Here is a 10,918-nt window from a genome sequence, read left to right as displayed (position 1 = left end):
GGGTTTCGGCGGGGGCGGCTGCCAGTGCCGTCAGCAAGTGGTCGTGAAGGGTGGAGAGGGCGTCTGCGTTCATTGGTCTGGGTCGGCAATTTGCGGGGGCGGCATTTAACCATAATTGCACAACCGGCGGACCACCACAGAACCCTGTAGGAGCGAGCTTGCTCGCGATGGTATGTCAGTCGACACAGCGGCGCCTGATACACCATCGCGAGCAAGCTCGCTCCTACAAGTGTCCGGCGGTAGTTATCACGTTTAATTTAACTTTACGTGAGGATTTGGCGATCTTCCGGCTCCCATAATCGGTTCCAACGAATAACAACCGGGAGCCGGACATGTCGCAGAGCACTGCTTCACCCAAGTCCAGTCATCCACGCTGGCTACGCCTGACCCATTGGCTCAACGCCCTGGCGGTGCTGGTGATGGTCACCAGCGGCTGGCGCATCTACAACGCCTCGCCGATCTACGAATTCAGTTTTCCCAAGTCGATCACCCTCGGCGGCTGGCTGGGCGGCGCGCTGCAATGGCATTTCGCGGCGATGTGGTTCCTGGCGATCAACGGTCTGATCTACCTGGCCTTCAACCTGTTCAGCGGACGCCTGAAGCGACGCTTCTTCCCGGTTTCGCCCAGAGGCGTGCTGCATGACCTGTGGGCCGCATTGCGCGGAAAACTCGGACACGCCGACCTCAGTCATTACAACCAGGTGCAGCGAGTCGCCTACCTGTTCGTGATGGTCGATATCACGCTGCTGGTGCTCTCCGGGCTGGTGTTGTGGAAGTCGGTGCAGTTCCCGCTGTTGCGTGAATTGCTGTTCGGTTACGAAGGCGCGCGCCGTGTGCACTTCTTCGCCATGGCTTTATTGGTGGCGTTTGTGGCGGTGCATCTGCTGATGGTCGCGCTGGTTCCGAAAACGCTGTGGGCCATGATCGTCGGCCGCAAGGAGCAGGTATGAAAAAGCGCATTCAGGTACCCGGGCTGGACGAGGCTTCGATCTTGACCGACGCCCGCAAGATTCTCGCCCCGCAGATCGAAGACCGCTCGCGCCGCTCGTTCCTGCTGCGCGGCCTCACCCTCGGCGGCGTGGCGATGTTGTCCGGTTGCAACATCACCGACAACGAAAGTGTCGAGACGGCGTTGTCGTCCATGTCGCGCTTCAATGACCGCGTGCAAGGCTGGCTGTTCAACCCCAACGCGATGGCACCGACTTATCCCGAATCGATGATCACCCGGCCGTTTCCGTTCAATGCCTTTTACGGCATCGACGAGGCACCGACGGTGGAGGAGGAGGGCTATCGCCTGGAAGTCACCGGACTGGTCGCCGACAAGCGCAGCTGGCGCCTCGAAGAGCTGCGCGCCATGGCCCAGACCGAGCAGATCACCCGGCACATTTGCGTTGAAGGCTGGAGCGCGATCGGCCGTTGGGGCGGCGTGCGTTTCAGCGATTTCCTCAAGCGTATCGGCGCCGACACCGATGCCAAATACGTCGGTTTCAAATGCGCCGACGACTACTACACCAGCATCGACATGGCCACCGCGTTGCATGCGCAGACCCTGCTGACGCTGACCTATGACGGCGCGGTGCTGCCGCGCCAGTACGGCTTCCCGATGAAGCTGCGCATGCCCACCAAGCTTGGCTACAAGAACCCCAAACACATTCAGGCGATTTTCGTCAGCAACACCTACAGCGGCGGCTTCTGGGAAGACCAGGGCTACAACTGGTTTGGTGGCAGCTGATGAATGCCCGAAACATTCACCGTCCGCAAACCCGTGCACCAAGGAGTTTCACCATGAAAAAGTTGACCACCGTTGTTCTGTCCATGTGCCTGGCCGTTGGCGCTGCCTCTGTGTTCGCTGCTGACACGATGAGCAACGACAGCATGAGCAAGGACTCGATGTCCAAGGACGCCATGTCCAAGGATGCGATGAAGAAAGATGCGATGAAGAAGACCGATGCGATGTCCAAGGACACCATGAAAAAAGGCGATGCGATGTCCAAGGACGCGATGAAAAAAGATGCGATGTCCAAGGATGCGATGAAAAAAAGCGAAATGTCTCAGTAAGTCCAACCACCGCAGACCCTGTGGGAACGGGCCCTGTGGCGAGGGGGCTTGCCCCCGTTGGGCCGCGAAGCGGCCCCGGCATTTCCGGCATTCAATTGGATGTTCCGGGTTTACGACTGCTTCGCAGCCGAACGGGGGCAAGCCCCCTCGCCACACAAGCCTGCTCCCACAGGTTTTCGTGCAGGTCTTCAGGGGGTATGACTTGAAGTCATACCCTCATGACTTTTAATGGTTACAGCCCCGCCAACCCCCAGTGTTAAAAAATCGCAAACCAGCTCATCAACAACAAAAAAGAGCGTTTGCAACCATGACTCATCATCACTGCCGCGTCTTCGCCAGCTTCCTGCTGCGCTCTTCGAATCCAGACATCTGCCACGCCAGGCCCTGTGCTTGCGTGTGCTGCTGAACACCCAAACACATCCCTCTGCGTCCCCAAGAGTATTGATCATGAAAGAACTCGACCTGTACATCGGTGAAGGTTTCGAAGGCCCGGGCGTGAACGCCGCGCACATCAACATCCTGATCGGCCCGCGCAACGGCCCGGCAGGGCAAGCGTTCGCCAACAGCCTGGCGTCGCCAAGCCAGGGTCACTGCCCGTTCATGGTGATCGCCCAGCCGAACATCCCGGTCAAGCCGATGACCTTGTATGTGAACAAGGCCGCGATCGGTAGCGAACTGCACGGCAACGCCACCTGGGGCGCGTCCCAGGCCGGCATCGCCAAGGCGGTTCTGGAAGCGCTGCTTGACGGCACCCTGCCGCCGGAAGCCGAGGACGAGTGGGCCATCGTGACGGCCAACTGGGTCAACCCGGCCTGCGACGACCTCGACGCCGTGTACCAGAACAACTACAACGCCTGCCGCACCGCGATCCGCGCCGCCCTGACCGGCAAACCGGAAACCGCGCAGCTCAAGGATGTGGTCGATCACATCAGCAACCCTTTCTACACGCCAAAAGCCTGAGGTCCGCGCCATGCAATACATTCGTTTGGGCAACTCCGGCCTCGAAGTCTCCCGCCTGTGCCTGGGCACCATGAACATGGGCACCCCGGACTGGAAACCGTGGATCTTCGATGAGAAGAAAAGCGAGCCGATCGTCAGGCACGCCCTGGACAACGGCGTGAACTTCATCGACCTGGCGGACTTCTATTCCGCCGGTGTCGGCGAGGAAGTGGTGGGGCGTATCGTCAAGCGCCTGGCCCGTCGTGAAGACCTGGTGATCACCACCAAGGTCGGCTACGGCACCCGCAGCGGCATCAACGCCAGCGGTCACTCGCGCAAGCACATCATGGACAGCATCGACGCCTCTCTCAAACGCCTGGACATGGATTACGTCGACGTCTTCATGTTGCACTACTTCGACGTCAACACCCCGGTCGAAGAAACCATGAGCGCGATGAACGACATCGTGCGTTCCGGCAAGGCCCGCTACATTGGCGTGTCGACCATGCTCACCGGGCAACTGGCGAAAATCCTCATGGCTTGCGAGCGCAATGGCTGGGTCAAGCCGATCAACATGCAGCTGCAACTGAACTGCGCCTACCGTGAAGAAGAGCGCGAGATGATCCCGTTCTGTCGTGATCAGGGCCTCGGTGTCTCGGTGTTCAGCCCGTTGGCTCGCGGCCTGCTGACCGGTGACGCGCAGTCGACCCGCAACCAGACCGACTTCTTCACCCAGCAGATGTACAGCGACGAAGCCTCGTTCGAAATCGCCCATTCGGTGCAACGTGTCGCCCGTGCCCGTGGCGTGTCCAACGCGCAGATTGCCCAGGCGTGGGTGGCCAACCATCCGGGCGTGGATTGCATGCTGGTCGGCGCCGACACCACCGAACAGTTCGACAGTGCCCTGGCGGCCCTGGAAACCAGACTCGACGCCGAAGAGCTGCACGAGCTGGAACGCAACTACACGCCGTGCGACGTGATCAACGATTACACCGCCGGCAAGCGCATCCTGCGTACCGCCCGTCCGGGTCTGGAACGCTTCAACCTGACCGAGGCCGTGGCATGAGTACTTTGATCCGCCACGGCAATTTCATCGATGGGCAATGGTCCAGCGGCGGTGCGACTTATCCGGTGCTGAACCCGGCCAACGGCGAGCTGATCGCCGAGGTGCAAAAGGCCGGTGCTGAAGAGACTGATTTGGCCATCGAAGCCGCCAACCGTGCATTGCCGGCGTGGCGCAAGCTGACCGCCAAGGAACGCAGCCAGCGCCTCAAGCGCTGGAGCGACTTGATGCTGAGCAACCAGAAGGATCTGGCCACGCTGCTGAGTCGCGAACAAGGCAAGCCGTTGGCTGAGGCCATGGGTGAAGTGGTGTATGCCGCGAGCTTCCTGGAGTGGTTCGCCGAAGAAGCCAAGCGTGCCTATGGCGACGTGATCCCGAGCCACAAGGCCGATGCGCGGATCATCGTCACCAAGGAAGCCATAGGCGTCGTCGCGGCGATCACGCCGTGGAACTTCCCGCTGGCCATGGTCACCCGCAAGGTCGGCCCGGCGCTGGCCGCCGGTTGCACGATGATCCTCAAACCGTCTGAAGAAACCCCGTTGTCGGCCTTCGCGCTGGCGGTGCTGGCCGAGCAGGCCGGGATTCCGGCCGGTGTGTTCAACATCGTCTCCGGGGATGCCGTGGCGATTGGCGGTGCGCTGCAAGCGTCCAGCGTTGTGCGCAAGCTGTCGTTCACCGGCTCGACCCGCACCGGCAAATTACTGATGCGCCAGGCCGCCGACACCTTGAAAAAGGTCTCGCTGGAACTGGGCGGCAACGCGCCGTTCATTGTGTTCGATGACGCGGATCTGGACGCTGCCGTCAAAGGCGCGATGGCCTCGAAGTTCCGCAATACCGGGCAAACCTGTGTCTGTGTGAACCGCTTCTTCATTCAGGACGGCGTGTACGAGGCCTTCACCGGCAAACTCGCCGAAGCGGTGGCAGCGATGCGCGTCGGCAGTGCGTTGGATGGTGAAACCGAACAAGGCCCGCTGATCAACGGCGCCGCACTGGCCAAGGTCGAGCTGCACGTGAGCGACGCGGTGGAGAAGGGCGCCAAGGTCCTGTGCGGTGGCCGTCGTCATGCGCTGGGCGGCACGTTCTACGAGCCGACTATCCTCGCTGAAGCCAACAGCGAAATGCTGATCGCCCAGGATGAAACCTTTGGCCCGGTGGCGGCCTGCTTCCGTTTCAAGGACGAAGCCGAAGTGCTGCAAAAGGCCAACGACACGCCGTTCGGTTTGTCGGCCTACTTCTACAGCCGCGACATCGGCCGAGTCTGGCGCATGGCCGAAGGCCTGGAAGCCGGTATGGTCGGGATCAACGAAGGGATCATTTCCACGGAAGTGGCGCCGTTCGGCGGCATCAAGGAATCGGGCCTGGGTCGCGAGGGTTCGAAGTACGGTCTGGATGACTACCTGGAAATCAAATACCTGTTGATGGGTGGTCTGTAACGCTACGACGCCCTTGTGTAGGAGCGAGCTTGCTCGCGATGGACGTCAACGATATCGCGGGGAGCCTGACACCCCGCGGAGTTCTCAAGTCCATCGCGAGCAGGCTCGCTCCTACAGGAGTTACACGCTTCATTTCTCCGTCAATAACAACAATTGGAGATTTACATGTCCGTACAACCGGTAAAAATCGACGACCTGCCCATTGGCCGCTTTCACATCAAGATCGCCGGCCTGACCTTCGGCGCACACTTCACCGACGGCTACATCCTCGGCCTGATCGGTATCGCGTTCACCCTGCTGAGCCCACAGATGCAACTGGACGCATTCTGGCAGGGCCTGATCGGCGCTTCGGCCCTGATCGGCCTGTTTCTCGGCAGCCTGTTCTTCGGCTGGATCTCCGACAAGGTCGGCCGGCAGAAAATTTTCCTGGTCAGTTTCGTTCTGATCACCATCGCCTCGGTGATGCAGTTCTACGTTGAATCGGCGATAGCGCTGTTCCTGTGCCGGGTGCTGATCGGCATCGGCCTGGGCGGCGATTACAGTGTCGGGCATGCCATGTTGGCTGAGTTTGCACCAAGAAAGCACCGTGGTGTGTTGCTCGGTTCGTTCAGCGTGATCTGGACCTTCGGCTACGTCGCCGCGACTTTCATCGGTACGGCGATGCTCAGCCTCGGCGATGATGCCTGGCGCTGGATGCTCGCCTCGTCGGCAATTCCGGCGGCACTGATTCTGATCGCCCGTATCGGTACGCCGGAATCGCCGCGCTGGCTGGTCAATCAGGGCCGCATCGCCGAGGCCCGGGCCGTCGTCAAGAAACACCTGGGCGAGCACGTCGAACTCGACGAAACCCCGTCCACCGAAACCCGTTCCGGCTACGCGGTGCTGTTCAGCCGTGAATACCGCAAGCGCACGGCGTTCAACTGCCTGTTCTTCGTGTGCATCGTGATGCCGTACTTCGCCATCTACACCTTCCTGCCGTCGATCCTGCAGACGATGGGCCTGGCCGAAGGCTTCGGCACCGAACTGATGCTGAACATGCTGCTGATCCTCGGCGCGCTGATCGGCATCTGGTGCACCATCAAGTTCACTCGACGCGGGTTCCTGATCAACTCGTTCATCATTCTGGCGGTGGCGTTGTTCCTGCTGGCAGTGTTGCCGGGTAGCGCGGCATGGCTGATGGTGCTGGTGTTCGGCGTGTTCACCCTGGTGCTGTCGGCAGTGAGCAACCTGGTGGGTGTGTTCCCGGCCGAGAGCTTCCCGACCGAAGTGCGCGCCAGCGGTATCGGCCTGGCCACGGCGGTGAGTCGCCTGGGTTCGGCGATCAGCACTTTCCTGTTACCGGTGAGTGTGGCCGGGATTGGCTTGAGCCCGACCATGGGCATTCTCGCGGCGATTCTGGCGCTGGGCGCCTTGCTGTCCTGGGCGTGGGCACCGGAGACCAAGTCGCTGACCTTGAGCCAGGCGGGCAAGGCGCAGAGTCCTGTGGAGGGTGGTGTGTCGGAAGGCGTGAAAGTCACGGCACCCATCTGATACACCCTGTAGGAGCGAGCTTGCTCCGGGCGGCGATCCGACGATGGTCGTCAACGAAAACGCTGGGTACCTGACACCCCAATGCGCTTTCGGGTCCATCGCGAGCAAGCTCGCTCCTACAAGGGGGATGTTGGTGTATCAGGGATTGCTGACCAGTCCCAACCACTCGGTAAACAACCGCACCTTCGACAAGCCCTGCTTGTCATTCGCCACATCCAGCCAATAGCCATACGGCCCGACCACTTCCACCGGGGTGATCGGCAGCAGGCTGCCATTGGCCAGTTCCTTTTCGATCATCTGCTGGTCGATCACTGCCAGCCCACCGCCCGCCAGTGCGGTGTGGATCACCTGGTCCAGGGTGCTGAACTCCAGCCCTTGCCCGGCATCGATGTCGTCCCGGCCCATGGCTGTCAGCCAGTTCTCCCAGACCTTCAGGCGTTTGCCGTCGTGCAGGATGTGCAGCAATGGAAATTGCCGCAGGTCCGGCGGCTCGCCGTCGCTGAACAGTTCCGGGCTGGCCACGGCAATGTGCCGCTCCATCACCAGCAGGCGGCTGTTGCAATGGCTGGCGGCCTCGAGGCCGAAGCGGATATGGCAGTCGATTTCCGCAAGACTCTCGTGGCCCAACTGGTTGGTCACGCTGAGGCTGATCTCGGGATGGCGCTGAACGAACGCTCGCAGGTGCGCCGACAGCCAGCGTGTCGCCCAGGTGGGCGGCGCGACAATGCGCAGGCGCTGCCGCAGATTGGGCACGCGTACCGCTTGCAGGGCGCGTTCGATATGGTCGAAGGCTTCTGCCAGGTGCGGGGAGAGGGCGGTGCCGGTTTCGGTCAGGGTCAGGCCCTGGGGCGTGCGGATGAACAGTGCGACGCCGAGGTAGTCTTCAAGCTGTTTGATCTGCCGGCTGACGGCGCCCTGGGTGACGTTCAGCTCCAGGGCGGCCTGGCTGAAACTGCGATGCCGCGCGACCTCTTCGAAGACGCGCAGCATGTTGAGCGAGGGCAGTTGACGCATGGGAGGGGGCTCATTTCTGATGTGTTTTGTAGCGTCTATCTGACTATTGGCAACGAGCCGATGCAAGTGTTGTTTGGGCTGACGCCATCGCGGGCAAGCCCGCTCCCACAGGTTCTTTGGTGTGCACAGATTTTTTGTACGACGCGGACATTGTGGGAGCGGGCTTGCCCGCGATGGCGTCCTGATGGACGCCAAAACCTTCGGATCAGAAGTAATACCCGATGTTCACGTACAACTGATTCTCCCACTGATCAGTCCCACCCGCCCCAAGGCTCTGGGTATAGCTGCTGCCGCCAATGTACGGATCGTTCTTGCCGAACAGCCATTCGGTGTAGACCCACAATTTGCTGACCGCGAACGAGGTGCCGAGGATCATCCGTTGGGAGGTCTTGAAATCATCGGCGGATTTGTCGAAGGCGCTGTAGTTGGCGTAGAGCTTGACCCCGCTGACCTGGTCGAACAGGTACTTGCCGGCCACGTCATAGCTGACGTCCGCCACGTACAGGTTGCCGCGGCTGGCGACGTTGTAGGTGCCGTCGTAACCGCCGAGGGTCACCAGCTCATCGGTGCCGGGGTTGCGCGGTGACATCTGCTGCCGCGCCGCCTGCAACTGCACGCCCCAAGGGCCGTTCTTGCCCAGGTAGTGCACGGCCACGGCATTGCGCCGGCCGTCGTTATCGGTGTCCCTGTTCTGAATGCTCGACGTCAGGCCGGAAACACCGACCTCGGATTTCCACGGCCCCAGGTCCAGCGCCTTGGCCACCCGCAGCACCACGGTGTTGCGTTCCTGGTTGTCGCTACCGTCGGCCACATAGCTATCGGCTTGCGACACCACGCTGGAGTAGGTGACGCCGTTGCTGGTGCCCTTGCCTTGCCACGCCGGGCGCAGGTAGTAACCGGCCTGGACGTTCCAGTCACCGCTTTGCTGGATGTACTTGGCGCCGACCTGTTGCACATCTTCCAGGCCGATGACGTTGCCCAGGGTTTCGTAGAAGGTGCTGCCGAAGTACGGCTGCAAACCGAACGGCACCGTGTTCAGGCCCACTTGCACCTGCTGGTCGGGGTTGAACTTGTAGCCGGCCCACGCGTACTTGGCGAACTGGATGTCGCCGTAGTTTTTGGTGTACTGGTAGGGGTAGGAGCGACCGTAGAAACGGTACTGGGCTTCACCGATCCAGGTGTCGGAGTTGTACTTGGCGCTGAGAAACACGGTGTCGAGGCCGAACTTCTGAATGTCGCGATCCGGGTCGTAGTCCCAGCGGGCACGGACGGCGCCGCCGAGGTCGAGGTTGTCGGTGACTTGCACGGCCATGGCCGGGGCCGCAAAGGTGCAGAGTAGAGCGAGATGCAAAGGACTGAAACGCAGGGAAACAGGGAAGGGCATGTGGCAGCTCTCGGTTATTTTTATTAGAGATGCCGGCCAGTCTTGCGATCTGAGCTGCGATGAACAAACGATTAAAAATCTGCTGAAACCTTCCTCGAACGCATGTTACTGAAAAAATCCTGTAGGACAATGCATCGCCGCCATGGGATCCTTGCGCTCTGTCACTGGTCCTTGAGAGCCTTTTCATGAAACGTAAAATGCCCGGCCTGAATGCCCTCAAAGCCTTCGAAGTGGCCGGCAGCACCGGCAGCTTCACCCGGGCCGCCGAATTGCTCAATGTCACCCAGAGCGCGGTCAGCCGCCAGGTGCGTCAGCTCGAAGAGCAACTGGGCGAGAGCCTGCTGGAGCGGCGGCATCATCACCTCGACCTGACCAGCGCCGGCCGGGTGCTGTTGCGGGCACTGCACCAGTCGTTTGACAAGATCGAGCTGACGGTGCGCAGCATCCAGCAGAAAACTCATTCCAACCGTCTGCACATCAACGCGCCGCCGACCTTCACCAGCCGCTGGTTGATGCCGCGACTGGGGCGCTTGCGCGAACAGCATCCGGAGTTGGAATTGAGCATCACCACGCGCTTGCAGGACAGCCTGGCGGAGACCAGCACACTGGATTGTGCGATCCGTTTCGGCGATGGCGAATGGGACGGGCTGGACAGTTCGCTGCTGATACAGGAGCGGCATATCGCGGTGTGCGCGCCGTCCCTGTATGCACGCGAGTGGAGCGAGCAGGGCCTGGACCTCAATCGGCTGACGCTGCTGCATGTGCTGGCCCGGGAAGACCAACGCTACCTGACCTGGAAACACTGGCTGGACGCGGCACGCATCAGTGGTGTCGACACCCAGGGCGGTTATGAATTCGACCTGCTGGACCTGGCGATCCAGGCTGCCACCGATGGCCTGGGGATCACCATTGCCGACTGGCACATGGTTGCCTCGGAACTGGCCAGCGGGCAGTTGACCCAGGTGCTGAATGTGCACGTCGACGGGCATCAATCCTACTGGCTGGTGACCCGGCCGGAGCAGACCGAGATGCCGCAGTTGCAGGTCTTCAGCCAGTGGCTGCAGGAGGAAGTCTGGTTGGCGCAAAGGCAGTTGGAGCCCTCTACCGCTGCTTCCTGAAACACCACGCCCCCCTGTAGGAGCGAGCTTGCTCGCGATGGTGGTCAACGATAACGATGGCAACCAGGATGAACCCGGTGACCCTGCCACCATCGCGAGCAAGCTCGCTCCTACAGGGGATCACACCGTTCACAGGGGTAACCTGCATTTTTCGAATGTTTAACCGCTCAATAAATCGTTTGTTCAACCCGGTCTGCATGACAAGACTGGCGGTATTGAAAAAAACAACGATGGGCGATTCACATGCGACTCGAGCGAAATTTTGTTAACGGCCACTTCATTGAACCGGTCAGCGATGCGCTGATCGCGGTCTACAACCCCGCGACCGAAGCGCTGGTAGGTCACGTCTCGGCGGCCACGGCCGATGAAGCCACGGCGG

At 60.9% G+C, this 10,918-nt stretch carries 10 protein-coding genes; 8 read left to right on the top strand and 2 right to left on the bottom strand.

What is annotated here, in order from left to right; genetic code table 11:
- Positions 1-332: 332 nt before the first annotated feature.
- From PMI29_RS00115 to PMI29_RS00145, 7 genes are all read left to right on the top strand, one after another.
- A complete protein-coding gene (locus tag PMI29_RS00115; RefSeq protein WP_008004774.1) occupies positions 333-950 on the top strand; it encodes a cytochrome b/b6 domain-containing protein in 618 nt (205 codons plus the stop codon).
- Positions 947-1,732, top strand: a complete 786-nt coding sequence (locus PMI29_RS00120) for a molybdopterin-dependent oxidoreductase (RefSeq protein ID WP_008004772.1) — start codon at positions 947-949, stop codon at positions 1,730-1,732. Before PMI29_RS00115 ends, PMI29_RS00120 begins: the two co-directional genes overlap by 4 nt.
- A 53-nt stretch (positions 1,733-1,785) precedes the next feature.
- On the top strand, positions 1,786-2,058 hold the full coding sequence (locus tag PMI29_RS00125) for a pentapeptide MXKDX repeat protein (protein ID WP_008004770.1): 273 nt from the start codon (positions 1,786-1,788) through the stop codon (positions 2,056-2,058).
- Positions 2,059-2,505: 447 nt separating this feature from the next.
- Positions 2,506-3,018, top strand: coding sequence for a formaldehyde-activating enzyme (gene fae, locus PMI29_RS00130; RefSeq protein ID WP_008004768.1), 513 nt, complete (start codon positions 2,506-2,508; stop codon positions 3,016-3,018).
- 10 nt (positions 3,019-3,028) lie between these two features.
- Entirely contained in the window at positions 3,029-4,063 is a 1,035-nt protein-coding gene (locus PMI29_RS00135) for an aldo/keto reductase (protein WP_008004767.1), read from the top strand.
- Positions 4,060-5,493 carry an NAD-dependent succinate-semialdehyde dehydrogenase gene (locus tag PMI29_RS00140; RefSeq protein WP_008004766.1) on the top strand — a complete coding sequence of 478 codons (1,434 nt, stop codon included), beginning with the start codon at positions 4,060-4,062 and terminating at the stop codon, positions 5,491-5,493. Before PMI29_RS00135 ends, PMI29_RS00140 begins: the two co-directional genes overlap by 4 nt.
- Before the next feature lie 165 nt (positions 5,494-5,658).
- On the top strand, positions 5,659-7,023 hold the full coding sequence (locus PMI29_RS00145; RefSeq protein WP_008004765.1) for an MFS transporter: 1,365 nt from the start codon (positions 5,659-5,661) through the stop codon (positions 7,021-7,023).
- Positions 7,024-7,161: 138 nt separating this feature from the next.
- Here PMI29_RS00145 and PMI29_RS00150 read toward each other — a convergent pair whose 3' ends face one another.
- Together PMI29_RS00150 and PMI29_RS00155 are read right to left on the bottom strand one after the other, a co-directional pair.
- A complete protein-coding gene (locus tag PMI29_RS00150; RefSeq protein WP_008004764.1) occupies positions 7,162-8,037 on the bottom strand; it encodes a LysR substrate-binding domain-containing protein in 876 nt (291 codons plus the stop codon).
- A gap of 205 nt (positions 8,038-8,242) precedes the next feature.
- Positions 8,243-9,421, bottom strand: coding sequence for a hypothetical protein (locus tag PMI29_RS00155; protein WP_008004763.1), 1,179 nt, complete (start codon positions 9,419-9,421; stop codon positions 8,243-8,245).
- 185 nt (positions 9,422-9,606) lie between these two features.
- On the opposite strand from PMI29_RS00155, the gene PMI29_RS00160 reads away from it, so the two are divergent.
- Positions 9,607-10,539, top strand: a complete 933-nt coding sequence (locus PMI29_RS00160; protein WP_008004762.1) for a LysR substrate-binding domain-containing protein — start codon at positions 9,607-9,609, stop codon at positions 10,537-10,539.
- The last annotated feature ends 379 nt before the right edge of the window (positions 10,540-10,918 follow it).

Source organism: Pseudomonas sp. GM49 (genome assembly GCF_000282355.1).
GTDB lineage: Bacteria > Pseudomonadota > Gammaproteobacteria > Pseudomonadales > Pseudomonadaceae > Aquipseudomonas.
Note: the sequence above shows the minus strand (reverse complement) of the source record. Positions and strands in the feature narration are given on the sequence as shown.